At 74.0% G+C, this 24,781-nt stretch carries 18 protein-coding genes and 1 rRNA gene; 3 read left to right on the top strand and 16 right to left on the bottom strand.

Translation table 11 applies throughout. The features are described from left to right. Nucleotides 1-60 precede the first annotated feature (60 nt). The 8 genes from ACGFH8_RS17330 to recN form a co-directional block, all read right to left on the bottom strand. A complete protein-coding gene (locus ACGFH8_RS17330) occupies nucleotides 61-1,812 on the bottom strand; it encodes a CTP synthase (protein WP_393368031.1) in 1,752 nt (583 codons plus the stop codon). Between the two features lie 166 nt (nucleotides 1,813-1,978). Continuing rightward, entirely contained in the window at nucleotides 1,979-4,486 is a 2,508-nt protein-coding gene (locus ACGFH8_RS17325; protein WP_393369087.1) for a hypothetical protein, read from the bottom strand. Continuing rightward, nucleotides 4,486-5,655: a glycosyltransferase family 4 protein gene (locus ACGFH8_RS17320; RefSeq protein WP_393368030.1), complete on the bottom strand. Its 1,170-nt coding sequence runs from the start codon at nucleotides 5,653-5,655 to the stop codon at nucleotides 4,486-4,488. Before ACGFH8_RS17320 ends, ACGFH8_RS17325 begins: the two co-directional genes overlap by 1 nt. After that, entirely contained in the window at nucleotides 5,652-7,337 is a 1,686-nt protein-coding gene (gene murJ / locus ACGFH8_RS17315; RefSeq protein ID WP_393368028.1) for a murein biosynthesis integral membrane protein MurJ, read from the bottom strand. The genes ACGFH8_RS17320 and murJ overlap by 4 nt, the downstream gene beginning before the upstream one ends. A 1-nt stretch (nucleotide 7,338) precedes the next feature. Then, nucleotides 7,339-8,205, bottom strand: coding sequence for a hypothetical protein (locus ACGFH8_RS17310; RefSeq protein ID WP_393368026.1), 867 nt, complete (start codon nucleotides 8,203-8,205; stop codon nucleotides 7,339-7,341). Nucleotides 8,206-8,272: 67 nt separating this feature from the next. Beyond that, nucleotides 8,273-9,217 carry a copper transporter gene (locus ACGFH8_RS17305; RefSeq protein ID WP_393368024.1) on the bottom strand — a complete coding sequence of 315 codons (945 nt, stop codon included), beginning with the start codon at nucleotides 9,215-9,217 and terminating at the stop codon, nucleotides 8,273-8,275. 27 nt (nucleotides 9,218-9,244) lie between these two features. Continuing rightward, nucleotides 9,245-10,423 carry a putative cytokinetic ring protein SteA gene (gene steA / locus ACGFH8_RS17300; protein ID WP_393368022.1) on the bottom strand — a complete coding sequence of 393 codons (1,179 nt, stop codon included), beginning with the start codon at nucleotides 10,421-10,423 and terminating at the stop codon, nucleotides 9,245-9,247. Nucleotides 10,424-10,542: 119 nt separating this feature from the next. Next, nucleotides 10,543-12,300, bottom strand: a complete 1,758-nt coding sequence (gene recN / locus ACGFH8_RS17295) for a DNA repair protein RecN (RefSeq protein WP_393369084.1) — start codon at nucleotides 12,298-12,300, stop codon at nucleotides 10,543-10,545. Nucleotides 12,301-12,389: 89 nt separating this feature from the next. Between recN and ACGFH8_RS17290 the strand changes: the two genes are divergently transcribed. Further along, complete coding sequence (locus tag ACGFH8_RS17290) at nucleotides 12,390-13,409, top strand: helix-turn-helix domain-containing protein (protein ID WP_393368021.1); 1,020 nt, start codon at nucleotides 12,390-12,392, stop codon at nucleotides 13,407-13,409. Nucleotides 13,410-13,485: 76 nt separating this feature from the next. Here ACGFH8_RS17290 and ACGFH8_RS17285 read toward each other — a convergent pair whose 3' ends face one another. The 5 genes from ACGFH8_RS17285 to ACGFH8_RS17265 all read right to left on the bottom strand — a co-directional run bounded on the left by ACGFH8_RS17285 (nucleotide 13,486) and on the right by ACGFH8_RS17265 (nucleotide 20,329). After that, entirely contained in the window at nucleotides 13,486-17,208 is a 3,723-nt protein-coding gene (locus ACGFH8_RS17285) for a S8 family serine peptidase (RefSeq protein ID WP_393368019.1), read from the bottom strand. A 158-nt stretch (nucleotides 17,209-17,366) separates the two neighbouring features. Next, entirely contained in the window at nucleotides 17,367-18,251 is an 885-nt protein-coding gene (locus ACGFH8_RS17280; RefSeq protein WP_393368018.1) for an NAD kinase, read from the bottom strand. Nucleotides 18,252-18,360: 109 nt separating this feature from the next. Then, entirely contained in the window at nucleotides 18,361-19,218 is an 858-nt protein-coding gene (locus ACGFH8_RS17275; protein WP_393368016.1) for a TlyA family RNA methyltransferase, read from the bottom strand. 38 nt (nucleotides 19,219-19,256) lie between these two features. Next, nucleotides 19,257-19,439 (bottom strand): hypothetical protein, encoded by a 183-nt coding sequence (locus ACGFH8_RS17270; protein ID WP_393368014.1) that lies wholly within the window; start codon nucleotides 19,437-19,439, stop codon nucleotides 19,257-19,259. Nucleotides 19,440-19,648: 209 nt separating this feature from the next. Continuing rightward, nucleotides 19,649-20,329, bottom strand: a complete 681-nt coding sequence (locus ACGFH8_RS17265) for a phasin family protein (RefSeq protein WP_393368012.1) — start codon at nucleotides 20,327-20,329, stop codon at nucleotides 19,649-19,651. Between the two features lie 111 nt (nucleotides 20,330-20,440). On the opposite strand from ACGFH8_RS17265, the gene ACGFH8_RS17260 reads away from it, so the two are divergent. After that, nucleotides 20,441-20,779, top strand: a complete 339-nt coding sequence (locus tag ACGFH8_RS17260) for an SCP2 sterol-binding domain-containing protein (protein WP_393368010.1) — start codon at nucleotides 20,441-20,443, stop codon at nucleotides 20,777-20,779. A 9-nt stretch (nucleotides 20,780-20,788) separates the two neighbouring features. Here ACGFH8_RS17260 and ACGFH8_RS17255 read toward each other — a convergent pair whose 3' ends face one another. Together ACGFH8_RS17255 and ACGFH8_RS17250 are read right to left on the bottom strand one after the other, a co-directional pair. Further along, entirely contained in the window at nucleotides 20,789-21,820 is a 1,032-nt protein-coding gene (locus tag ACGFH8_RS17255; protein WP_393368008.1) for an HAD-IIA family hydrolase, read from the bottom strand. Further along, nucleotides 21,817-22,842 (bottom strand): tetratricopeptide repeat protein, encoded by a 1,026-nt coding sequence (locus tag ACGFH8_RS17250; protein WP_393368006.1) that lies wholly within the window; start codon nucleotides 22,840-22,842, stop codon nucleotides 21,817-21,819. Before ACGFH8_RS17250 ends, ACGFH8_RS17255 begins: the two co-directional genes overlap by 4 nt. Between ACGFH8_RS17250 and ACGFH8_RS17245 the strand changes: the two genes are divergently transcribed. After that, nucleotides 22,831-24,600 (top strand): hypothetical protein, encoded by a 1,770-nt coding sequence (locus ACGFH8_RS17245; RefSeq protein WP_393368004.1) that lies wholly within the window; start codon nucleotides 22,831-22,833, stop codon nucleotides 24,598-24,600. The two genes, ACGFH8_RS17250 and ACGFH8_RS17245, sit on opposite strands and share 12 nt — an antisense overlap. 90 nt (nucleotides 24,601-24,690) lie before the next feature. Here ACGFH8_RS17245 and rrf read toward each other — a convergent pair. Further along, nucleotides 24,691-24,781: ribosomal RNA gene (gene rrf / locus ACGFH8_RS17240) — 5S ribosomal RNA — on the bottom strand; the annotation flags it as partial.

Genomic DNA, 24,781 nt, shown 5'->3' with positions numbered 1-24,781 from the left:
TGCGCTCGACGACGGCGTGCGGCACCCCACTGAGCCTGCTGGTTCGCTCGCTGCGCTCGCTCACGAGGTGGACGCGGCCTTCGTCGCGGCGCCGTTGCGGGCGGCCTTGCGCGTCGTCGGGGCCTCCGCCGCCGCGTCCAGGTCGACAGGCAACTGGTCGGCCTGCGAGTACGTCACCGCGGCCTTGACGAACGAGGCGAACAGCGGGTGCGGGCGCGTCGGGCGGCTCTTCAACTCGGGGTGCGCCTGGGTGGCCACGAAGAACGGGTGCAGGCTCCGGTCCAGTTCGATGAACTCGACGAGCCGGCCGTCCGGCGAGGTGCCGGAGATGTGCAGGCCCGCCTTGGTCAGCGCGTCCCGGTAGGCGTTGTTCACCTCGTACCGGTGCCGGTGCCGCTCACTGATCTCGGTGCTGCCGTACGCCTCGGCGACGATCGAACCCTCGGTCAACGTCGCCGGGTACGCGCCCAGCCGCATGGTGCCACCCAGGTCGCCCCGGCCGGCGACGATGTCCTCCTGGTCGGCCATCGTGGCGATGACCGGGTGGGCCGCCTGCTCGTCGAACTCCAACGAGTTGGCGCCGTCCAGGTCGGCCAGGTGCCGGGCCACCTCGATGGTCATGCACTGCAGGCCGAGGCAGAGCCCGAGCAGCGGGATACCGGCCTCGCGGGCGTACCGGGCGGTGCCGATCTTGCCCTCGATGCCCCGGACACCGAAGCCGCCGGGGATGAGGATGCCGTCCACGCCGGCCAACGCCGCGGCGGCGCCGGCCGGGGTGACGCACTCGTCGCTGGGCACCCAGCGCAGCTGCACCCGGGCCCGGTGCCCGAACCCGGCCGCGCGGATCGCCTCGCTCACCGACAGGTACGCGTCGGGCAGGTCGACGTACTTGCCGACCACGGCGACGGTGACCGTGTGCCGGGGCCGGTGCACCCGCTCCAACAGGTCGTCCCAGCTGGCCCAGTCCACGTCCCGGAACGACAGACCGAGCCGGCGCACCACGTACGCGTCGAGCCCTTCCCGGTGCAGCACCTTCGGGATGTCGTAGATGCTCGGGGCGTCCGGGGCGGCGACGACCGCCTCGGCGTCCACGTCGCAGTAGAGCGACAGCTTCTCCTTGAGCTTCACCGGGATCTCCCGGTCGCAGCGCAGCACGATCGCGTCCGGCTGGATACCGATGTTGCGCAGCTGCGCCACCGAGTGCTGGGTCGGCTTGGTCTTCAGCTCACCCGACGGCGCCAGGTACGGCACCAGCGAGACGTGCAGGTAGAAGCAGTTGTCCCGGCCCAGGTCGTGGCGGACCTGACGGATCGCCTCCAAAAACGGCAGCGACTCGATGTCGCCGACGGTGCCGCCGACCTCGGTGATCACCACGTCGGGGAGCTGGCCGTCCTCGTCCGGGTCGGCCATCGCCAGGATCCGCGACTTGATCTCGTTGGTGATGTGCGGGATGACCTGGACGGTGTCGCCCAGGTATTCGCCCCGCCGCTCCTTGGCGATCACGTCGGAGTAGATCTGGCCGGTGGTGACGTTCGCCTTGCCGGACAGGGCCCGGTCCAGGAAGCGCTCGTAGTGCCCGACGTCGAGGTCGGTCTCGGCGCCGTCCTCGGTGACGAAGACCTCACCGTGCTGGAACGGGTTCATCGTCCCGGGGTCGACGTTCAGGTAGGGGTCGAGCTTCTGCATCACCACCCGCAACCCGCGCGCGGTCAGCAGGTTGCCGAGGCTGGAGGCGGTGAGGCCCTTACCCAGCGAGGAGGCGACGCCCCCGGTGACGAAAATGTGCCTGGTCGTCCGTGCTGATGGGGCCAAGGCCTGCTCCCGTGTCGTCTGTCGCGGTCATGGCAGACCGCCGTGCTTGATCAACAAAAGTGATCACGCGATCCACGGGATTCGACGGTAACACCTCCCGGGCGGGTACCCGCAGGCCGCACCCCGGCTGCGACACCACCGGGTCGTCCGGGCGCGGGGCCGCCGCTCAGGAAGCGGCGACCCCGGTCGATGACCTGTCGACCTGTCGGGGCGGCGCGGGCGCCGTCGGGGCGGCGTCCGGCGTCGCCCCGCGCGCGGTCGGCCCGGCCGCCTCGTCGGCGTCGACCGAGCGGCCGTCAGCGTCGTCGGCGGCGTCGTCGTCGGCAGGAGGGCGGTCAGCGTCAGCCTCGGCTGAAGGGCCGTCGGCGTCGGCTGGAGGGGCGTCGGTCGAGCGGTTGGCAGGTGTCTCCGGGGGCGCGACAGCCGTCGACGCGCCCGAGGGCGGTCCGCTGATCGGGCGGGGGTGGACCGCGCCCAGCGGCCCCCCACCCCGGGTCGGGCCGTCGTCCCCACCGACTGGACCGACCCCGCCGGACCCCGAGTCGTCGACGCCGTCCGCGCGGGAGCGACCCGGCAGCGGGCGGGTCCGGTCGGCGGCGTGGCCGAGGACCCGCAGCGACGCCAGGGCGGCCATCGGCACCACCAGGGCGGCGGCAGCGCCCAGCACGTCGAGGGCCGCGCCGTCGAGCACACCACCGAGCACGGCGGCGACCACGGTGCCGGCCATCGCGGCCCGGATCGCCGGGTAGATGCCGAACAACCGCATCAGCCCACCCCACGGCTGCAACAGGGCGAACCACACCAGCAGCCCACCCACCAACGCCAGCACGGTCAGCGGGCTGTTGACCAACGTCTCGAAATTCTCCGTGCTGGACCGGTGCACGGTGAACCCGCCGGTGCCGTCGCCGAGCGCGGAGAGGAACCTGCCCAGGCTGCCCCGTTCGGCCGCCGACCGCCGCAGGTCCACCACGGCGAACCCGATGCCGACCGCCAGGGCGGCCATGGCGGCCCAGGCCAGCCGGCTGACCGTCAACCAGCCGCCGGCGCTGATCACGGCGGCGACGCTCACCCCGGCGGTGAGCGCGATCGCGCCGACCGGGTCGGCGCCCAGGTACGGGCTGCCCACCACCACCACGGCGAGGCCACCCACCGCCACCATCACCGCGGGCCGCCAGCCGCGGTGCAGCCGCTGGGCGAACCACCCCCCGGTCAGCAGCGCCCCGGCGAGGAGGACTCCCAGCCCCACGGTGCTCAGCCCGGCGTAGCGGCCGCCCTGCAAGGCCGAGTAGCCGACCACGCCGTTGAGCTGGAGGCTGGCCCCGGTGAGCACGTCCAGCCCGACCACGAGCGTGGTGAGGCCGGCCACCGCGCCGAGGGGGCCGAGGGTGCGCGCGTACCCGGGGACGAACCGGACCGCCGCGGTGCCGGCGGCCACCAGCAGCCCGGTGATCCCGGCGAAGAGCCAGCCGGGGTGCTCGCCCCGCCACCAGGGCACCGCGTCGGCCAGCAGCGCCGCCGGCACGGTCAACGCCACGGCGACCAGCAGCAACTCCGCCACCGCCACGATCCGCCCGGAGACGGCGGTCGGGCCGGTCGGCCCGGCGTGCGGGCGGGCCCGGCGCAGCAGCGGCAGGACCGCCAGCGCCAGCAGCACCTGCACACCGGCGAGCAGCGTGAAGAACCGGCCGGAGACGTTCCGCTGGGCGGCCGCCTCCCGATCGGCGTCGGCCGGGGCGCTTATGGCGTCGGCGAGGTCGGCCGGACGACCACCGGTGCTGACGGCCGGCCGGCCGAGGAAGAGACGTTCCGGCATCGGCCGGCCCAGCGCGGCGAGGGCGGTCGGCGCGAGGTCGACAAGTTGCAGGTACCCGTCGCGGCCGGTGCTGGCCGAGGTGAGCCACCCCCGCTCCCAGCCCGGACCGTCGGCGACCGCCACGTGCAGTCGCGACGGCGGGGCGGTGTCGGAGATCCCCGCGACAAGCACCAACGACCGCGGTGGCCGCGCGGCCAGCACCCGGGCCAACTGGGCGTCCGCCGCGCGGGCCTGCCCGGCGCGTGACGCGGGGTCGGTCCCCTCGACCGTGCCGAGGTCGACGATGCTCAGCACACACGAGCCGAGCAGCATCCGCGGGTCGGCCGGCAGCGCCGAGGCGTACCTGTCGACGCGGCCGAACGGTCGGGCGGCCGCCACCGCCGCGCCCGGGCCCACGGCCACGGAGCAGCGGACCGACTCCGACAGCGAACCGGGCATGGCACCCCAGGACAGGCGCTGCTGGTTGTGCTGCACCACGCTCTCCTGGTCGGGCAGGTTCGCGCCGATGCCGTCGGGTTGTTCCACGGCCACTCCGGCCGGCGGACAGCCCTCGGGCGGCCGGCTGCCGTTCCACGCGGCGAAGCTGCCCGCGCCCAGGGTCAGCCAGCCGTCCACCGGGCAGGTGGGTCGGTGCGCGGAACGCACCGACAGCGAGCCGATCGATCCGTCCTGGGCCATCCGCCACAGCGTCGGGGTGCTCTGCGGATCGACGTCCTCCCAGCGCAGCCCGGCGATCCCGGCGAGCACCACGAAGTCGGCGGAGCGTTGCGGGACGCTCTGCGGTGGGCGGGCGGCCAGCGCGGTGACGCCGAGCGCCACCACGAGCACGGTCAACAGGGCGGGGGCGATTCGGCGCAGCATCACCGGTGTCCCGTTCTCGGGGCGTCGGAGTCGGGGGTGGCCGCCGGAGGAGTGGGTTGCCCGGCCAACTCGGCGTAGAGATCGGCCAGCGCGGCCACGGTGTCCGCCTCGGTCGGCCACGTCGCCGCCCGTTCGGCGCCCCGCCGACCCAACTCGGCCCGCGCGGCCGGGTCGTCCAGCAGCGCGCGTACCGCCGCGTCGACCGCGTCCACGTCACCGGCGGGGACCAGCGCGGCGGCGTCGCCGACCAGCTCCGGCAGCCCACCGACAGCGGTGGCGACAAGGGGTACGCCCGCGCGCAACGCCTCCTGGGCAAACAGCTGCCGGGCCTCCCAGTCGCTCGTCACCACCGCGAGGTCGGCGCCGGCGAGCAGGTCGGCCACGTCGGTGCGGTGCCCCAGCAGGGTCACCGGCGCACGGGCCGCGGAGGTCCGGGCGGCCAGCGGCAGGTAGGCCGGGCCACTGCCCGCGATCACCACCACCGGCGGCGGGGTACGCGTACGCCAACGGGCCGCCGCGTCGATCAGCACGTCGTAGCGCTTCTGCGGGTGCAGCCGGCCGACCGAGACGATCAACGGCTGGTCCGGGCGTACGCCGAACTCGGCGCGTACCGCCGCCGGGCGTCGGCGCGGCGCGGGCAGGGTGGGCGCGGCGACCGGGGCGAGTCGGGCATCGGTGGCGCCCAGCGCCGTGGCCCGGGCCACCAGATCCGCGGAGGCGCCCAGGGCCACCCGGGCGCCGCGGGCCACCGCTCGTTCCGCGAGACGGGACATCGCGCCCCGCAGTCCGCCGGCGAGCACCGCGTTGTGCCAGGTGACGATCAGCGGGGCGGCGGGACGGGCCAGCACGGCGACCAACCCGGCACGCAGGCCGTGCGCGTGCACCGCGTCGACACCGGCGGCGGAGAGCACCCGCCGCAGGGTCAGCACCGCACGGGCGTCGGCCGGCGTCGGGCTGGCCGGGATCTCCACCGGCTCGAAACGCGCGCCCACACTCGTGAAGTCGAACTGCTCCTGGGTGGCGGCCGGCCCGCAGACCAGGACCGTCGCGCCGCCCGCGACGAGGCCCCGCGCCGCCGAGCGGACGTGCTGGCCGACCCCGCCGGTGCTGGACGCGAGCACCAACGCGACGCTGCCCGACCAGCCGATCGGCAGAGCTGCTTCAGTCATCGCGCTGCCGTCTCCTTCCCGTCGCCCCGCCGCGCGGAGGCCGACGTCGATCCGTCGCCCCCGCCCCGTGGCCCCCGCCGACCCAGACGCCGCAGCACCCCGGCGAGCAGCGGTTGCACATCCCGCCGGTCGACGAACCAGACCACAGCGAGGAACACCGCCCCGACCAGAACCCCGGACAGCATGCCCTGACCGAGTGCCGCCGCGATCGTCGGGGTGCCGCCGCCCGGTGTGTCGAGCCAGCGGGTGAGGCCCCACCCGGCGAGCGCGGCGAGCACACCGGCGAGGCCACCAGCCGCCCCGGCCCGGGCCGCGCCGGCCAACGCCAGACGGCCGGCGCTACGCGCCACCGCCAGGAGCAGCAACGCCCCGAGGACGAGCATCCCCACCGAGTTCGCGGAGGTCACCGCGAGCACCCGGTCCCGCAGCGGCAGCACCGCACCGAGCGGCAGCGCCACGGCCGGGACCACCAGCCAGCCGACGGTGATCGCCACCGTCGCCGACCGGGTGTCGCCGCGCGCGTAGAGCGCGCGGGACAGAACCGCGAACAACCCGTAGCCGAGCAGACCCGGCGCGAACCCGCTGATGGCCGCGGCCGTGGACGCCGGATTATCCGGATAGAAGAGGGCAGCGATGGGCTGCGCGGTGCCGATCAACGCCGCGACGCCCAGGCAACTGAAGAGCAACACGCCACGTACCGCACCGGAGAGGGTCCGCCGATAGCCGTCCTCGTCACCTTCGGCGCTGGCGGTGGCCAGCGTGGGATAGGACGCCACCGCCAACGGCACGGCGAGGACCGCCCACGGAAGCAGGTAGATCGCCTGGGCAAGGTTGAACACCTGGGGGGAACCGGTGGGGCCGCCGGAGACCCGGTTCAGGACCACCAGGAGCGCGACCTGCTGTGCGGCCACCGTCACCGCGCCGGCCGTGGCGAGCCCGCCGATCCGCGCCCGCGCGTCGGCGGTAAACGCGTACCCGAACCGGGGTCGCACCCGCAGCCGCCGCAACGGGATCAGCAGCGAGAGCGACAGCACGACCACGCCCAGGGTGGTGCCGCCGGAGAGGAGCAGTTCGCCGCTGCGGCCGACCTGGGCCACCGACACGCCCCGCCCCTGCGCGGCGCCGAAGGCCACGTAGACGACGACCACGGTGAGGCTGGACAACAGCGGCGCGATGACGGGCCAGGCGAAGCGTCGGTGTGCCTGCAGGACGCCGGTGAGCACGATGCCGATGCCGTAGAGCGGCAACTGCGGGGCGAACACGCGCAGCATCCGCGCGCCGGCGGCGAGTTCCGACGCCGATCGTCCCGCACTGATCAGCGAGATGATCGGGTCGGCGAACAGGACGACGAGCGCGGCGAGGGGAACCAGCAGGCTCACCGTCCAGGTGAGCAGGGCGCCGGTGGTCGCCGCCACCGTCCGCCGGTCCTCCGCCGCGACTGCCCCGGCCAGCAGCGGCACGACCAGGCTGGCCAACGCCCCGCCCGCGACGATCTCGAAGACGATGTTCGGCACCGTGTTGGCGATGACGTACATGCCGCCGAGGTCGCTCTGCTCGACCACCCAGGTGAACACGGCGGTGCGGCCGAAGCCGGCGAGCCGGCTGGCCACGGTGAGGACGGCGATGAGCGCGGCTGCCCCGGCCAACCGGCCGGCGCCGGCGAGGGGTGCAGGTCTGGTCACGTCAGTCGGCGCGCCGGCCCAGAGCGTCGAGCTCCCGCAGCACCGGGGTCCGCTGGATCACCGCGGTGAAGCTGACCTTCTCGCTGGTGGCGGTGAGACCGGCGAGCAGCGCGAGCAGGCCGGCGCGCCCGAGCGGGCCGCTGCGGGCGGCGAGCGCGACGCCGAGCAGCGCCCCGAGCGCGTTCGCGCCGCTGTCGCCGAGCATCACGTCCTCGGCCAGGTCGTCGCGGAGCAGGCCGGCGGCGGCGCCGGCCGCACCGGCGGCGATCCCGCCGTGCGGGCCGCCGGTCAGCGGCGCGGCGAGCAGCAGCCCGGACTTGAGGGCGCGGCCCGGCCGCAGGTCGAGCAGGTTGAGCAGGTTGGCCGTGCCGGCGATCACGCCGGCGCCGAGCAGCACGTCGACGCCGCGGCCGAACGCGCCGTGGCGCTGCCGGCGGGGGTGCGCGGCGACGCGGGGGTCGGCGGCGAGCAGCGCGGCGGCACCCAGCCCGGCGGCGCCCACTCCGGCGACCTTGACCAGGCCCGCGGTGATCCGTCCCGCGCGCAGCGCGGCGAGGTGACCGGTGAAGCCCTTGGCCGCCTTCTGCTCCGGCCGCGCGCCGACCACGTCGTCGTAGAGGCCGACGCCACCGGCGCCGAGGCCGGCGACCAGGGCGGCCGCACCGGAGGCGCCGCTGGTGGCGCCGAACGCGCCGACGGCGGTCGCCCCGGCGGCGAGCGCCGGGCCGGCGGCCAGGGTCACCGTGCGGCCCCGGAAGTTGGTGCGCTCCAGCGTCGGTCCGGCCGGGGAGACGCGTACCTCGCGCAGCGCGTAGCGGGCCGCGGCAGCGCCGGCACCGGCGATCAGCAGCCGGCCCAGCGTGCTCACGCTCCCGCCCCGCAGGGCCGCAGGCTCGCAGAAGCGTCGGTTACGGACACGGAGGTACGTCGTTCGCTCACTGGGGCAGTGTAGGCAACAGGCCGGAGGCGGCGTTGTCGCCGACGCCGTACTGGCCGGCCTTCTTCTCGGTGAGCTGCTGCACCAGGGCGAGGCTGGTGACCAGTTGGCCCTGCACGGTGTTGGCGTTGTCGACGGTGGAGATGGTCTGGGAGAGCACCGGGTCGCCGCGCACCACGGAGACCAGGTTGCCACCGACGGAGCCCTTGCCGGCCACCACGATCGAACCGGTCCGGTCGAACTGCTCGGCGATCTTGACGACCGACTCGTCCCGCTTGTCGGAGTCCTTGTCGACGTTCGGCTGGCCGCTGACCACGACGACCGCCTCCGCCGGGCCGGTGACCTTGTTGCTGTCGGTGGTCAGGTAGCTGGCGTTGTTGTACGCGGCGAGCACCGCCCGCCGGTCGGCGTCGCTGACCGGCGCGGTGCCCTGGGCCCGGTCCAGCAGGACGCTGGCCAGCAGCGCGCTGGAGGTCTCCACACCGTGCCCGTTGCCGGGCAGGCCGGTGGTCTGCGCGGTCGGGCGGGCCGCGGTGACGGCCAACTCCAGCAGGTTGGAGTTGTTGTCCGGGTTGATGAACTTGTCCTGCAGATCGACCCGGCCGGTGATGGTGGCCCCGGCGAGCTGGAGCTTCTTGAGCACGCCCTCGGCGTGGTCGCGCCCGTTGGGCAGGGTGAGCATCAGCACGCGACGCCCGGACAGGGTGCTCGGGAGCACGAACTCGGACATCTTGTCGGCGAACTCCTCCTCCCGCCCGAGCTGCGTCTCCATGTTGTTGACCTGCTGGCGCCAGTACTGGTTGTCCTTGCGCAGCCCGGTGACCTGCCCCTCGAGCGAATCGGCGACCGGGCCGTTGAGAGCGGCCGTGCCGACCACCAGGCCGATCGCCAGAGCCAGGAACACCGCGGTGAGAGACACCACGTGGTAGCGGAAGTTGATCACGCTTGCAGCCTCTTGATCGGTCGGGAACTAGAAGAGCCGGTACAGCTGGAACACGAAATTGTCCCACCACTCGGCGACCACGCCCAGGTACGCCTTCCCGACGGTCGAGACAGCCACCGCGGACGCCATCGCCGCGATCGCCGACAGCACCAGCAGCAGCAACGAGGATCCGGAGATGCTCTGCCGGTAGAGCCTGCTCACACCCTTGGCGTCGACCAGCTTGCCGCCGACCTTCAGCCGGGTCAGGAACGTCGAGGCCATCCCGCCGCGGCCCTTGTCGAGGAACTCGACGAGGGTGGCATGGGTGCCGACCGCGACCAGCAGCGAGGCGCCCTTCTCGTCGGCGAGCAGCATGGCCAGGTCCTCGCTTGTCGCCGCCGCCGGGAAGGTGATCGCCGGGACGCCGAGACCGTTGACCCGGGGCAGGCCGGGCGCCCGCCCGTCCGGGTACGCGTGCACGATCACCTCGGCGCCGCAGCGCAGCACGTCGTCGGTGACCGAATCCATGTCCCCGATGATCATATCGGGGGTGTAGCCGGCCTCGACCAGCGCGTCGGCCCCGCCGTCGACGCCGATGAGCACCGGCTTGAACTCCCGGATGTAGGGGCGCAGCACGTCCAGGTCGGCCTTGTAGTCGTAGCCGCGCACCACGATCAGGCAGTGCCGCCCCTGCATCTGCGTCTCGATGTCCGGCACACCCACACCGTCGAGCAGCAGATCGCGCTCCTGACGGAGGTAGTCCATCGTGTTGGCGGCGAACGCCTCCAACTGCACCGACAGGCCCTCCCGGGCATCGGCCATCGCCTTGGCGACCGACTCGGCGTCCTGCAGGCTGCCGTGGGCCACCGGCTCGTCGCCGGCGAAGACCGTGTTGCCCTCGAGGCGGACCTGGTCGCCCTCGCGGATCTGCTCGAAGACGCCCTCCCCGAGGTCGTCGAGGAGCGGGATGCCGGCGGCGACGAGCACCTCCGGACCGAGGTTCGGGTAGCGGCCGGAGACCGAGGGCTTGGCGTTGAGCACCGCGCCGACCCCGACCGCGACCAACGAGTCGGCCGCCACCCGATCCAGGTCGACGTGGTCGATGATCGCGATGTCACCAGGGCGCAGCCGACCGACCAGGCGTTTCGTCCGGCGATCAAGGCGCGCGGTGCCGAGGACTCTGCCCGGTTCGGAGTTCCGATTCCGGCGCAACGTGGGTAGACGCATCGTGACCATCCTGGCATGTGAGGCAGGCTTTTCTGTCGCGACATGCCTGAGCAGGGCCGCCTACCCAGGGAAGCACACGTCGGCACAAGCCGGTGTGCTTGCGCTCACAATACGCGGCGTCACAGCCGCCTTTCCTTGGCGGCCACGGCCAGCAGCTCCTCGGCGTGAGCGATACCCAGATCAGAATCGGGCAAACCCGCGAGCATCCGGGCCAACTCCCGAGCCCGCTCGGTGTCCTCCACGACCCGTACCCCGCTTGTCGTCACCGCGCCGCCGGTGTCCTTCGCCACCACCAGGTGCCGGTCGGCGAACGCGGCCACCTGCGGCAGGTGTGTGACGACGAGCACCTGGTGGCTGCGGGCCAGCCGGGCCAGCCGCCGGCCGATCTCCACCGCCGCCTGACCGCCGACACCCGCGTCGACCTCGTCGAAGACCAGGGTGGGCGGGCCACCCGAGCCGGCGAACACGACCTCGATGGCGAGCATCACCCGGGACAACTCACCGCCGGAGGCGCCCCGCTGCAACGGCAACGACGGCGCTCCCGGGTGAGCCAGCAACCGCAGCTCCACCTCGTCACCACCGTCCGACGCGACACCCACCTCGACGCCGTTGACCGACAGCGTCGGCTCGGCGCGACCAGCCGGGCGGGGCAGCACCGCCACCTCGATCCGCGCGTGCGGCATGGCCAACCCGGCCAGCTCGACGGTGACCTGCTCGGCGAACCGGATCGCCGCCTCCTGCCGGGACGCCGACACCCGCCCGGCCAGGTCGGCGACCTCCGCGGCGAGGCGCTGGCCGTCGCGCTCCAACTCGTCGAGCAGATCGTCGGAGGTGTCCAGGTCGGACAGTCGGGTGCGCGCCCGATCGGCCCAGGCGATCACCCCGTCGACGTCGTCGGCGTACTTACGGGTCAACGCCCGCAGCGCCGCCCGCCGCTCGTAGACGTGCTGCAACCGGGCCGGATCCGCGTCGAGCGTCGCCAGGTACGCCGACAGCTCCGCCGACACGTCGGTGACGAGCGTCGCCGCCTCCTCCAGGCGGGCCGCCAGCTCACCCAGCGCCGGGTCGGTGCCCGACTGCGCCTCCAACGTGCGCCGGGCGGTGCCGAGCAGCACCGTCGCGTCGGGTGCCTCCTCGGCGGCCTCCGCACCACCCGCCACGCACTGCTGGGCGATCTGCGCGGCCGTCCGCAACCCCTCGGCGTGCTCCAGCCGCTGCGCCTCGGTCTTCAGCTCGTCATCCTCACCCGCCTGCGGATCGACCCGGGTGATCTCGTCGAGGCCCAGCCGCAACAGGTCGGCCTCCTGGTTGCGCTCGCGGGCGTTGCGCCGCCGGTCGGCCAGGTCGTCGACCACCCGCCGCCACCCGGTGTACGCCTCGCGCAGCGCGTCGAGCAGCTTCTCGTGCGCGGGGCCGGCGAAGCGGTCCAGCGCGGCGCGCTGCTCGGCCGGGCGCAGCAGCCGCAGTTGGTCGGACTGGCCGTGCACGGCAACGGCCTGCTCGCCGACCTCGCCGAGCATCGACACCGGCATGCTCCGGCCGCCGACGTGGGCGCGGGAGCGCCCCTCCACCGTGACCGTGCGGCTCAGCAGCACCGAGCCGTCCTCGTCGGGCTCGCCACCGGCCTCGGTGATCCGGGCGTGCACGGCGTCGGCGACCCGCCCACGCAGGCGCAACCGCCCCTCGACCACCGCCCGGCCGGGCTGGGCGCGGACCCGCCCGGCGTCGGCCCGACCCCCGAAGAGCAGGCCGAGACCGGTCACCACCATCGTCTTGCCCGCACCGGTCTCGCCGGTGATGACGTTCATGCCGCCGGTCAACGGCAGCGTGGTGTCCTCGATGACGCCCAGTCCGGTGATGCGCAGCTCTTCCAGCACAGCCACCGACAGTAGACGCGAGGCACGACAGTTGACCAGCCGACGGGCCCGGGTGCGGCCGACACCCGGCCGCCGTACAGTTCTGCCCCGTGTTGGATGTGATCGGCCTGACCTCGGCTGAGGAGGAGCTCTACCGCTGCCTGCTCCAGCTCACCACGGCCCGCATCGACGAGTTGGTCCGCCGGCTCAACCGACCCCGCGACCAGGTCGTCGCCCAGGTCGAGGCGCTGCGCGCCAAGGGCCTGGTGCAGCCCACCGACAACGACCCGGACGCACCGCTGCGCCCGACCGCCCCGGACGTCGCCCTCGGCGCGACGCTCCTGCGCCGCCAGGAGGACCTGGAGGCGGCCCGCCGACGGGTCACCCAACTGGCCGAGGAATACCGCTCCGGGCTGCGACGGCACCACGTCGACCACCTCGTCGAGGTGATCGCCGGCGCCCGGGTGCTCCGGGACCGTCTGCGCGATCTGCAGAATGCGGCACGCACCGAGGTGCTCTGGTTCTGCCGCGCCAACCCCCTGGCCATGGCCGGCCCGGAGAACGTCGAGGAGTTCGACGCGCTGGCCCGCGGGGTGAGCTACCGGGCCATCTACGAACGTGACCTGCTGCTGGAACCGGGCGCGTTGGCCGACCTGGCCAAGGGCGTCGCCGCCGGAGAGCAGGCCCGGGTCCTGGACCGGCTGCCGGTCCGACTGGCCATCGTGGACGCCCGCATCGCCATCTGCCCGTTGGTGCCCGACCGCGACGGCGGCGAACCGAGCGCCGCCGTGATCGGCCGCAGCCAACTGCTCGACGCGCTGCTCGCCCTCTTCGAGAGCCACTGGCGGGTGGCCACCCGGTTACGGCTCGACGATCCCCTCGCCGAGGCGACGACCGACAACCGCCGCCCGGATCCGAGCGACCAACCCGGCGACGGCTATCAGCCCGACGCCGACGAGGCGCGGCTGCTGTCGCTGTTCGTGGCCGGCGTACCGGACAAGTCCATCGCCTCGCAGCTCGGGGTGAGCCGGCGGACCGTGCAGCGGCGCGTCGCCGACCTGATGGCCGCCGCCGGGGTGGACACCCGGCCCGGGCTGGCGTTCCAGGTCGCCCGACGCGGCTGGCTCTGACCCGGCAGGGCCCGCCGTCGCCGGACGGCGGACCCCACCCGGGCGGGACGGCCCCAGCCGCCCCGCCCGGCGCGGGTCAGCGCAGCCCGTACGCCGCGAACACCGTCTGCTCGACGGTGTTCCCGGCCCGGTCGGCGGCACGGACCCGCAGCGACACCGTTCCGCGCCCGGCCGGCACGGTCGCGGTGTAGCGGGTACCCGACCCCTTTGTCGCCGCGGCGCGCCAGGTGACGCCCCCGTCGAAGGAGACCTGCACGCGCACGCTGGCACCGGTCGGCGCGGGCACCCCGGCGGGTTGACGCAGGGTCAGCCCGAGCTGGTGCGGCCGGTCGCCGCGTACCGTGCCGAGCAGGTCGGCCGGCACCCGGTAGTCCACCTGCAACAGCGACAACGGCGTGGCGGCGGCGCCCGCCGGTCGGGCCGAGGTGAACTCCCAGGCCGTGTCGGTCCGGGTGGCGTAGCGCCACTCGTCCGAGGACCGCTTCGTGGTCAGGTCGAGCCGGTAGCGGGCCCGCCCCGCCGTGGTGGGCACCGGCGCCCACCCGCCGGACAGGTCGGCGATCTGCTGCCCGTCCCGGCTGACCCGCGCCTCCACGGTGTCCGACTCCTCACTCCCGCCGGCCACGCTGTAGTGCCCGTCGGCGTCGACGAACTCGGGCACCCGCAGGTCCAGGTTGTCACCGGTCCGCGTGGGAACCGGCGCGCCGCTGGCGGGTACGGCCGGCCGGACCACCGGGGCGTGCCAGGTCTCGGTCTCCCGGTCGTCGGCGGCGTACCGCCGGGGCGCCTGGTTCAGGCCACCGGCCAACTGCCCCCACTGCAGGTACATGAGCTTGTGCTGCACCCGGTGCTGCCACCAGTTGTCCCCGGCGCTGACGAACTCCTGCCGGGTGGTGCCGTTGCGGACCATGCGCTGGTCGTCGTTCCAGGAGTACTCCTGCCACGGACGCCAGCCAAAGCGCTGCTCACTGGCCCAACCCGCGCCCGTGTCGCCGTAGCTCGCGGTCACCTCGGCGGTGTTCTTCGCGGTCACGGTGTGCACGATCCGCTCCGGCACCCGCCCCTTCGACACCTGCCACACGTCGTACAGGTAGGGGCTGTCCACGGTCAGCGTCAGGTCCAGCACCGCCCGGCCCTTCCTGGCCGCCGCGATGAGCCGCTGCCCGTCGTCGTAGGCAACCGCCATCGACGGGATCGGCAGACGGTCTCCCATCGGGCGCCACACCGTCCACGCGGAGAAGTCCGCCGGCCGAACGATCAGCACCGTGGCGGCGCCGGCGGCCGCCGCAGCGGCGATCTGCTCGTCCTCGGAGCGGTTCGGGTCGGTGGCGAGCAGCGCGGCGGCGCCCCGCACCCGGGCCAGCTCAGCGGGAGTTCCGGTGCCGGCCCAGACCAGCGCCATCTTCCGCCGGCCGGTCGGCGCCGGCGACGTACCCATCAGGTTGATGTCCAGCGGACCGGACACCCCGCTGATCTTCGCATCCACCATCGGGGCGACGAGCTGCCAGCGCGAGGCGAACTCGAACTCCCCCCGGCGCACCTGGCTGGTCGGCGTCACGTTCACCTGCTGGACAGTGCTGTAGGACATCACCCCGTGGTCGACCTGCCGGCCGTTGCCCAACACCCGGTGCACGTAGTAGCTGAGCGTCGCCTGCTGCTCACTGGGCTTCGGCGTCTCGATCCGTACCGGCGTGCCCTTGCGGGCGTCGAGCACGACGGTCAGGTCCCGGTCGACGGTCAGCTCCGGCTCGACGACCTCGGTCAGTTGCTCGTCCAACGGGGCGCCGTGCTCGACCATCGCGGTCAGCAGGTACGAGCCCTCCTCGACCTGCAGGGTGCCCTCGCCCGGCCACCAGCCCCAGAAGTCCGACTCGGGCTGCTCACCGAAGAGAGTCAACCCCGGCGAGAGGGTCAGCCGACCCTCGCGGTCCAACACCTTCACGGTCACCTGGTGCATCGGAGCACTGACGGTGAGCCCGACCGGGGTCCGCACGGCGACGCCGTCCGTACCGGTTGCCACCAGCCAGCCGCCGTGCGGACCCCGGGCCAGCTTCGCCGGGTCGGCGCGCAGCGGCACGGCCACGCTGCCGCCCGCCGGCACGGTCACCTCGCCGGAGGTGACGGCGACCCCGTCGGTCTCGGCCGCGCCGCTGTCCAGGTTGCGCAGCTCCAAGGCCAGCCGCAGGGTCCGCGCCGCCTTCGTGCCATTGGTGTACGTCACGGTCCGCTCGACCGCCGCACCGCCGGTGGAGATCCGGCCGAAGTCCGCGGTGGCCGACGCGTACACCTGCTGCGTGAGCGCCCGGGCCACATCGACGCGACCGCCACCCTGCTCGAAGACGGTCAGCGCCGGGTTGGCCTTCGTGGTGCTCACCAGCGCGTCCTTGAGCTTGGCGGCGTTCCAGTCCGGGTGTTCCTGGGCGAGGATCGCGGCCGCTCCGGACACGTGCGGGGTGGCCATCGACGTGCCGTTCGCGGTCGTGTACGCGTCGCCCACCGGCGTACCCATTGTCGTGCCGGCGGCCCGCGCGGCGACGATGCCGACGCCCGGCGCGGTGATCTCGGGCTTGAGGCCGTTGTCACCGAGCCGCGGGCCGCGGCTGGAGAACTCCGCCAGGTTGTCGTCGCGGTCCACCGCGCCGACGGTGAGCGCCGCGGCGGCCGCGCCCGGCGAGCCGACGGTACGCGCCGCGCCCGAGTTGCCGGCGGCGACCACGAAGAGCGCGCCGGTCTCGGCGGTCAGGTCGTTGACGGCCTGGCTCATCGGGTCGGTGCCGTCGGTCGGGTCGCCGCCCAGGCTCATGCTGACGACCTTCGCGCCGGAGTGGGCGGCCCACTCCATGCCCGCGATGATGGACGAGTCGTAGCCGGAGCCACCGTCGTCGAGCACCTTGCCGATCAGCAACGACGCGCCGGGGGCCACGCCCTTGCGCAGCCCGGCCGAGGCCGCGCCGCTGCCGGCGATGGTGGACGCCACGTGGGTGCCGTGGCCGTGCCCGTCGCGGGCGCTGCCGCTGTTGGAGAAGTCGCGCGCCTCGGCGATCCGACCGGCCAGGTCGGGGTGGGTCGCGTCGACGCCGGTGTCGAGCACCGCCACCGTCACGCCGGCACCGTCCCGGCCCGCCGCCCAGGCGATCGGGGCGCCGATCTGCGGCACGCTGTGCTCCAGCGTCGGGCGGACCTTCCCGTCCAGCCAGATCCGCGCGATACCGGCGCCGAGCCTGGCCGGCGTCCCGGCGGCGGCACGCTGCCCGGGCGCGCCGGCCAGGGTGGTCCACAGGCCGCCGAGGTCCCCCTTGCCGACCCGCAGCGCCGCGCCGTTGATGCTCTCCAACGGCCGGGCGTCGGTGGCACCGGCGAGCGGCTTGACCCGCCCCCCGGCCTGCTCCTGGTAGCGCACGATCAGCGGCAACGCGCCCTGCTCGGCGTCGCCGTAACCGTCGGCCGCCAAATCCTGCACCTCGAAGAGGTTGGCGTCGAGGATCCCACTGGACACGTAGGGCAGGACGTCGCTGGGCAGGACCCGCAGCCGGCCGTCGACCTCCAGAGTCTGGAAGATGACCCGCTCACGCCCGGGTCCCGGGCGAACGGTGGCGGCGACCCGGCCCGGCGCCGCCGGCGCGAGCTCGACCTGGTCGCCGGTGATCAGGGTGACGCGGACGGGTGCCGCGCCCGAGGTGGGCGTGCCCGAGTTCGGGCCGGTGGGCCGGACGGGCGGGTCGGCGGACGCCGGTGCGGCGAGGCCGACCACCAACGCGCCGACCGCGCCGACGGCGAGCCAGCGGGGGGACCAGTGCATGCGATGTGCTCCTCTACTCCGTAAGGCCCACCATCCGTAGATGAGGGCCGATCGGAGTCTGCGACGGAGCCTGTCACCAGGTCACTAGTCGCCAGCCGCCGCAGCGGCGACATGTCGTCAGGTGGACAACCGCCGTCCACCGACCGTGTACGTCGCGCTCACCGGCGGCTGCCGCGCCAACCGTGCACGGGAAGGCCGAACTTGGCGACCAACCGGTCGGTGAACGGGCGGGCCCGCAACCGCACGATGCGCACCGGCAGGGCGCCCCGACGCACCGTCACCCGGGCGCCGGGTGGCAGGTCGTAGACGCGCCGCCCGTCGCAGGACAGCACGGCGAGGGTGGTGAACGGGTCGACGGTGATCACGAAGGTGGACGTCGGGGCGGTGACCAACGGCCGGCTGAACAACGCGTGCGCGCTGATCGGCACCAACAGCAGCGCCTCCACCTCCGGCCAGACCACCGGGCCGCCACCGGAGAACGCGTACGCGGTGGAGCCGGTCGGCGTGGCGCAGACGACACCGTCGCAGCCGTAGCGGGACAGGGGCCGCCCGTCCACGTCGACGAGCAGTTCGAGCATCTGCGCCCGCTCGCCCTTCTCGATGCTGATCTCGTTGAGCCCCCAGGACTCGATGGTCGGCCCACCGTCGAACTCGGCCGTCACGTCCAGGGTGAGCCGCTCATGGACCGTGTAGTTGCGACCCACGACGTCGCGCACCGCGCTGTCCAGGTCGTCGATCTCCGCCTCGGCCAGGAAACCCACCTTGCCCAGGTTGATACCGAGCAGCGGCGCCTTCGCCGGCCGGGCCAGCTCGGCGGCACGCAGGAAGGTGCCGTCCCCACCGAGCGCGAAGACGATCTCGGCGCCCTCGGCGGCCTGCGGGCCGGCAACCGGCACCACACCGGGCAGGTCGAGGTCCTCGGCCTCGTCCGCGACCACACGTACCTCGAAACCCGCGTCGATCAGGTCGGCGGCGACCGACCGGGCGTGCTCGGTGCTGCGCCGTCGGCCGGTGTGGGTCACCAGCAGCGCGGTCCGGCTCATCGGGCCACCCGCCCGACCCGGCCCGAGCGGCGTCGCGCCACCGTCGCCGTCGCCCCGGCCCGGCCGCGTGATCCCCCGCGGGCCGACGCGGTCTTCTCGCTGCGCGCGTTCACCCTGCGACCTCCTCCGCCGCCACGTCCGGCACGTCGCCGGACGTCGGGCCCTCCGGCCCGGCCGCCACCACGGCCCGCACCCGCTGCGGGTCGGCCGGTGGTGCGCCTCGGCGCAACCATACGAAGAACTCCACGTTGCCGCTCGGCCCGGGTAGCGGGCTGGCCGCCACGTCGGCCAGCCCGAGGCCGAGCCGCGCCGCCGCCGCCGCCACGTCCAGCACCGCTTCGGCGCGCAGCTCCGGATCGCGGACCACACCGCCGGCGCCGACCCGGTCCTTGCCGACCTCGAACTGCGGCTTCACCATCAACGCCAGGTCACCGTCGTCCCGGGTGCAGCCGGCCAACGCCGGCAGCACCAGCCGCAACGAGATGAACGACAGGTCGGCCACCGTGAGGTCGACCGGCCCGCCGATCGCATCCGGATCGAGGGTACGGACATTTGTGCGCTCCAGGACGCGGACCCGCTCATCCGTACGCAGTGACCAGGCGAGCTGCCCGTAGCCGACGTCCACGGCCACCACCTCGGCCGCGTCGGCGCGCAGCAGCACGTCGGTGAAGCCACCTGTCGACGCGCCCGCGTCCAGGCACCGCCGGCCGGCGACGCGCAGCCCACCGGCCCCGAACGCGGCCAGCGCGCCCGCGAGCTTGTGCCCGCCTCGGGAGACGTACTCCTCGCTCGGGTCCTCGCCGGTCACCAGCAGCGGATCGGCGGGGTCGACCATCGCGGCGGCCTTGCGCGCGACGACCCCCCGCAGTTGGACGCGGCCGGCCTCGACGAACGCGGCAGCCTGCTCCCGGGAGCGGGCCAGACCACGGCGGACGAGTTCGGCGTCCAGCCGGTTGCGACGTGCCATGGGTGGTTCTCCGGTCTGCTCAGGCCTGGTCGTCCCACTCAGGTCTGGTCGATGGTGGCGAGGGTTTCGCGCAACGTCTCGTAGGCCGCCTCGTACTGGGCGATCTGATCGGCCGGCGCCAGCGTCGCCGCGTTGGCCATGGCCCGCACCGCGGCGTCCACCGCCGGATGCCGCGCCTCGTCGTCCCCGACGTCGGGCAGCGGCCCGGGACGGGCGCCCACCGGCGGTGCGGGCCGGGCTGCTCCGCCGGCCGGCAAGCCGGGTCGGGCTGCTCCACCGGGTGGCGGGCCAGGTCGGGCTGCTCCACCGGGTGGCAAGCCGGGTCGGGCTGCTCCGCCGGCCGGCGGGCCGGGTCGGGCTGGGAACGCCGCGTTGGGTGCCGGGCCGGGCCGGGCCGGGAACGACCCGCCGGCCGGTGGACCGGGCTGGCTCATTCGGCGTCGTCCGGAGGCTGCTTGCGGACCGCCTTCTTGGCCGGCATGTCCGCGGGGGTGGGGGCCTCGTCGTCGGCGGTGCCGGTCGTCGCCGGCGGCTTCTTGGCGACGGCCTTCTTCGCGAGGGCCTTCTTCGCCACCGCCTTCTTGGCGACGGCCTTCTTGGCGACCGGGGCACCGGCCGAGGCGTCGGAGGGCACCAGACCGGTGCCGGGGCGCGCGGCAAGCGTGGGGTCGGCCTGCGCCGTGCCGCCGGCGGCGGTCGGCGCGGCGGCGGTCGACGCGGCGACGGTCGACGCGTTGGCCGGCGCGGCGGCAGCAGTCGGCGCGGTGACGGTCGGCGCGGCGGCCGTCGACGCGTTTGTCGGCTCCACGGCGCGCGCCTCGCGGAGCTGCCGTTCCAGGTCGTGCACCCGTCGGGTCAACTCGGCCACCTCGTCGGCGGTGGCCAGGCCGACCGCGCCGAGGGTCCGGTCGACCTCGAATCGGACCAGTTTGGTCAGCGCCTCTCGGTTGGCGGCGCCGGTGGTGACCAGCTCCTCGCCGAGGGCCTGGAGTTGGGCGGCGGTCGCGCCACCGGAGCCGACGAGGCGACGTACCACGTCCTGGGCCTTCTTCCGGGGCGCCTCCGCGAGGCCCATGGCCAGCTCGAGGTAGGCGCGCCACGCGTCCTGCATGCCTGAGTCCTTCCACGGGGCGGGGTGTGCAGGTGTCACGCTACCGGGCACCCCGGACTGTGCCGTGCGGTACGGTGCCGAGGACGGCGTGGCGATCAACGAGGGGGAGATGTGGCCAGCGTGGACGAGTGCCGGCAGGCTTTGCAGGAGCTGGCCGCCCGGCTGGATCGCAACGCCGAGACGGTGCGCGAACGGATCGACCTGGACCGGACACTTGCCTGCCGGATCACCGATCTGGACACCGCCTTCCACGGCCGGATCACCGGCGGTCGGCTTGTCGAGTTGACCGACGGCGACGACGCCAAGGCCAAGATCGCGCTGAGCACGTCCAGCGACGACCTGCTCGCCCTGGTCCGCGGCGACCTGGACGTCACGAGCGCGGTGACCTCCCGCCGGGTGTCGATCAAGGCCAACCCGTTCGATCTGCTGAAGCTGCGCAAACTGCTCTGACGCGCCGGGTCAGGCAGCGGCGACCAGGCCGAAGCTCTCCACCGCGTGCGTCGCGTCCGGACCGATCGGGCGGATCTTCGGCAGCGCCGGCTCCGGCGCCGACCACGCCATCGCGCAGAGCGCCGCCAGCGCGTCAAGCGGCCGGCCCGAGCCGGCCAGTTCCAGGGTGCCGTCGCGGTCGGTGACGGACCAACCGCCGGTGTCCGCCGAACCCGGGACCCGCACGGCGACCGCCGGGTCGAAGAGCCCCGCCAGGTCCCTCGCCACGTACGTGGGACGCCGCTGCGGAGCCGCGGCCAGCAGATCCGGTACGCCGTGGACGCCGGTGAGCACGAGCAGACTGTCCAGCCCGGCACGGCGGGCACCCTCGATGTCGGTGTCCAACCGGTCACCCACCACCAGGCTCCGGCCACCTCCCGCGCGCCGGGCGGCGGTCTCGAACAGTGCCGACTCCGGCTTGCCGACCACCACGTCCGGATCGCGCTCCAGCGCCGTCCGCAGCACCGCCACCAGTGACCCGTTGCCGGGCAACGGACCTCGCCCACTGGGCAGCGTGCGGTCGGTGTTGGTGGCGATCCAGAGCGCGCCGGAGCGCACCGCGATCGACGCCTCGGCCAGTTCGGCCCAGCCGACCTGCGGGCCGTACCCCTGCACCACAGCGGCCGGGTTCTCGTCGGCTTTGGTGACCGGCGTCAGGCCCACCGCGCGCAACTCCGCACGCAGGGCCTCGGCACCCACCACCAGCACCGGCGCACCGGCGGGCAGCCGATCCCGCAACAGCTCGGCCGAGGCCGCGGCGGAGGTGAGCACCTCCTCCGGCCGAGCCGGCACGCCCATCCCCGTCAGCAGGTCGGCGACCTCGCTGGATCGGCGGGACGCGTTGTTCGTGGCGTACGCCACCGCCCGTCCCTCGTCGTGCAGCCGGGCCACCGCCTCGACGGCACCGGGGATCGGCCGGTCGATCAGGTAGATCACGCCGTCCAGGTCGAAAACGACAAGGGTGTACCCGTCGACCAGCCGCTCCCCAGTGCCCCCGTTCACCGCTGCGTCGGCTCCGACTCGTCGCCCCGGGCGGGGGCGGTCTCGTCGGCGTTCACCGTGTCGCCGGACGTCGTATCGCCGTCGACGGCGGTGTCCGCGTCGTCGTTGCCGGCCTCGTCCGGGTGACGGTCCTCGTCCTCGTCGACGGAGTCCTCGTCGTCGCCAGGACGGCCGACAGCACCGTCCTGCTCGTCGTCGTCGAAGTCCTCGTCCTCGTCGTCATCCTCGACGTCGTCGTCCTCGTGGTCCTCGACGTCGTCGTCCTCGTCGTCGAAGTCCTCATCCTCGTCGTCGTCGCGGTCGTCGTCGTCGCGGTCGTCGTCGTCTTCGTCGTCGCGGTCGTCGTCGTTCCCGCCGGTCAGGTCGGCGTCCGGTTCGGCCGGAACCGCTCCGGGAGTACCCGGGCCCGCGGCGATCTCCTCGGCGGCCTCGTCCTCGTCGTCGCCCTCGATGACCACGCCGTCGAGTTCGAGCAGCCGCTCGGCGGCATCGGTCTCGCCCTCGGTGTCCACGTCAGCGGCACGGGAGAACCACTCGCGGGCCTCCTCACGTCGGCCCACGGCGAGCAGCGCGTCGGCGTAGGCGTACCGCAGCCGAGCCGTCCACGGCACCGTGGCCTCGCTGGTGAGGTCCGGTACCTGGAGCATCGCGACCGCGGCGTCCTTCTGCCCGAGGTCACCCCGGGCACCCGCGGCGACGATCAGCAGCTCGATGGCGACGGCCTGGTCCAACTTCTCCCGGTCAGCGCCGCGGAACAGGTCGATGGCACGCTCCGGCCGGCCGAGCGCCCGTTCGCAGTCGGCCAGCACGGCCAGGTGACTCTGCAGACCGCTCATCCGGTGGTACGTGCGCAGCTCGGCGATCGCCGACTGCCACTCCCCCGCGTGGTACGCGGCCAGGCCTACGGCCTCGCGGACCGCGGAGATGCGCGACGCGAGCCGCCGGGCGGCCAGCGCGTGCGCCAGCGCCTCGGCCGGGTTCTCGTCGATCAGCTGACCGGTCGCGACCAGGTGCCGGGCCACCGTCTCGGCGACCGGCTTGTTCAGCGAGAGCAGCTCAGCGCGGACGTCCTTGTCAAGGTCGGTCGCGAGGATGTCATCCGGCAGGGCCGGAGCAGAGCTACGCCCACCGTCGAACGAGTCGGAGCCGCCAGCACGGTCGTCGCGGCGGAACTCGCCCTCGCGACGCGGCCGGTCGTCGGCCCGGGAAGCACCCGCCCGGTCGCCGCCGCGGTAGCCGCCCTCACGGTCGCCGCCCCGGTAGCCGCCCTCGCGCGGTCCACTCGGACGGGAGCTGTCGCGGTCGCCACCACGGAAACCACCCTCACGGGGAGCACCGCGGTAACCGCCGTCGCGGGACGCGCCGCCTTCACGACGGTCGCCACCACGGAAGCCGCCCTCACGGTCACCGCCCCGGTAGCCGCCCTCACGGTCGCCACCACGGAAACCGCCCTCACGAGGCGCGCCGCCGTCACGCGGTCCGCTCGGCCGGGAACCGCCCCGGTCACCGCTCCGGAAGCCGCCTTCACGCGGGGCGCTGGAACGCGAACCATCGCGGTCGCCACCCCGGAAGCCGCCCTCGCGACGGTCGCCGCCGCGGAAGCCGCCCTCGCGGTCGCCACCACGGAAGCCACCCTCACGAGGCGCACCGCCGTCACGCGGTCCGCTCGGCCGGGAACCATCCCGGTCGCCGCCACGGAAACCACCCTCACGACGGTCGCCGCCGCGGAAACCACCCTCACGGTCGCCACCCCGGAAGCCACCCTCGCGGGGGCCGCTGGAACGGGCGCCGTCCCGGTCGCCACCGCGGAAACCACCTTCGCGACGGTCGCCACCACGGAAACCACCCTCACGGTCGCCACCCCGGAAGCCACCCTCGCGGGGGCCGCTGGAACGGGCGCCGTCCCGGTCGCCACCGCGGAAACCACCTTCGCGGTCGCCACCACGGAAGCCACCCTCACGCGGGGCACCCGAGCGGGAGCCATCCCGGTAACCACCCTCACGACGGTCACCGCCCCGGAAGCCGCCGCCCTCGCGGGGCGCGCCAGGTCGGGATCCCTCGCGGAAGCCACCCTCGCGACGCTCGCCGCCACGGAAGCCACCCTCGCGGTCCCCGCCCCGGAAGCCACCCTCACGGGAGGGGCCGGAACGGGTGCGATCGCCACCCTGATAGCCGCCCTCACGGCGGTCGCCGCCACGGAAGCCACCCTCACGGTCGCCACCCCGGAAGCCACCCTCGCGCGGGGCACCCGAGCGCGAACCGTCACGGTCGCCACCACGGAAGCCACCCTCGCGCGGGGCGCTGGAACGCGAACCATCGCGGTCGCCACCACGGAAACCACCTTCGCGACGGTCGCCGCCGCGGAAGCCGCCCTCGCGGTCACCGCCCCGGAAGCCACCCTCGCGCGGGGCGCTGGAACGCGAACCATCGCGGTCGCCACCACGGAAACCACCCTCACGCGGGGCACCCGAACGCGAACCGTCACGGTCGCCACCACGGAAACCACCCTCGCGCGGGGCACCCGAACGCGAACCGTCACGGTCGCCACCACGGTAGCCACCCTCACGCGGGGCGCTGGAACGCGAGCTGTCCCGGTCACCACCACGGGAACCAGAGTCGCGGCCGCCGGCGTAACCGCCGCGGGCGCCGCCACCGCTGTCGCGATCTCCCCGGTACGGGGGCCGGTCTCGGTCATCGCGGCGCGGGCCGCGGTCGCGTCCGCCCGCACCGTCAGTACGGTCTTCGTAGCGACGGGGACGGTCTCCGCCCTGCGGTCCTGAACTCACAGGTACATCCTTCCTGATTGCGCCACCAATGGCGCTACGCAGTCGAGGGCCGACCCGGATGGGGCGGCCCTCGACTGGAAGATTGTCCGGCGGCGTCCTACTCTCCCACACCCTCACGAGTGCAGTACCATCGGCGCTGGAGGGCTTAGCTTCCGGGTTCGGAATGTAACCGGGC

The organism is Micromonospora sp. NPDC049175 (genome assembly GCF_043197345.1).
Lineage (GTDB): Bacteria > Actinomycetota > Actinomycetes > Mycobacteriales > Micromonosporaceae > Micromonospora.
Note: the sequence above shows the minus strand (reverse complement) of the source record. Positions and strands in the feature narration are given on the sequence as shown.

Excerpts from the sequence above, each read along its gene's own strand:
- ACGFH8_RS17325 (WP_393369087.1), bottom strand. The coding sequence starts at position 4,486 with ATGCTGCGCCGAATCGCCCCCGCCCTGTTGACCGTGCTCGTGGTGGCG.
- ACGFH8_RS17320 (WP_393368030.1), bottom strand. The coding sequence starts at position 5,655 with ATGACTGAAGCAGCTCTGCCGATCGGCTGGTCGGGCAGCGTCGCGTTG.
- steA (WP_393368022.1), bottom strand. The coding sequence starts at position 10,423 with ATGCGTCTACCCACGTTGCGCCGGAATCGGAACTCCGAACCGGGCAGA.
- ACGFH8_RS17285 (WP_393368019.1), bottom strand. The coding sequence starts at position 17,208 with ATGCACTGGTCCCCCCGCTGGCTCGCCGTCGGCGCGGTCGGCGCGTTG.
- ACGFH8_RS17280 (WP_393368018.1), bottom strand. The coding sequence starts at position 18,251 with ATGAGCCGGACCGCGCTGCTGGTGACCCACACCGGCCGACGGCGCAGC.
- ACGFH8_RS17275 (WP_393368016.1), bottom strand. The coding sequence starts at position 19,218 with ATGGCACGTCGCAACCGGCTGGACGCCGAACTCGTCCGCCGTGGTCTG.
- ACGFH8_RS17265 (WP_393368012.1), bottom strand. The coding sequence starts at position 20,329 with ATGCAGGACGCGTGGCGCGCCTACCTCGAGCTGGCCATGGGCCTCGCG.